Raw genomic sequence first — 735 nt, 5'->3', positions numbered from 1 at the left:
TATAAGTTCCAGTCTCTGTCCGTGTCACGCTCAAAGTTTATCAAAAAAGTCCCCAGCGGGCGTGTCATATCACAAAGCACCTCTGTGTTTTGGCTCCCGTTCAGACGGAAGCGGATCTGCTGTTCTTCCCCAATCAAAATCCTCTCTTTCATTTTCTTCCTGTCCAGCGTCAGGACAAACAAAACCCTCTCAAAACATGGCTCATGCCGTATAAACTGATTCTCCATCCCTATCCCCTGCCTTTGATTATGGTAATTATATAATTCAGTTATATCCGTTACACTCATGGTATCGCAGAAGCATTGTTTTGTCAAGAATAGTCCGCTATGATGATTGCAGTTGGTAATTTCGTACCAAACAGTACTTTGACAAGTGAATGACCGTCCAAAAAGGATATGACCGGCAGGAGAAGTGACGCATCCGGCGCACCAATGCAGGGAAACACCGCAGGAATGGGGCAGGAAAACGGCTTTTGGGGAGAACGGCAACAGGAAGCATTTTAACCTATTTGATTTATGGGAGGAACAGAATGAACGATAAAAAGAGATTGAACAGCTACGAGGATTTACCGCTGGTTCTGGATGTGGCGGACATCCAGCGGATTATGGGAATTTCAAGAGCGAGCGCCTATGAGCTGGTACACACCCCCGGCTTTCCGGCGTTCCGCAGGGGCAGGCTTATCAAGGTCAGCAAGATTGCTTTCTTTGAATGGATGGCAAAAGGCTCCGAAACCGT

Annotated in this window: 1 protein-coding gene and 1 pseudogene; one reads left to right on the top strand and one right to left on the bottom strand. The window is 46.9% G+C overall.

What is annotated here, in order from left to right:
- Positions 1–227 (bottom strand): annotated as a pseudogene (locus DW835_RS17765) (hypothetical protein); the annotation flags it as partial.
- Positions 228–529: 302 nt separating this feature from the next.
- Here DW835_RS17765 and DW835_RS17760 point away from each other — a divergent pair.
- On the top strand, positions 530–735 hold a 206-nt coding region (locus tag DW835_RS17760; RefSeq protein ID WP_147353753.1), incomplete at its 3' end, for a helix-turn-helix domain-containing protein.

Source organism: Clostridium sp. AM34-9AC, assembly GCF_003480225.1.
Lineage (GTDB): Bacteria > Bacillota > Clostridia > Lachnospirales > Lachnospiraceae > Acetatifactor > Acetatifactor acetigignens.
This window is presented reverse-complemented; position numbering and strand designations above follow the sequence as displayed.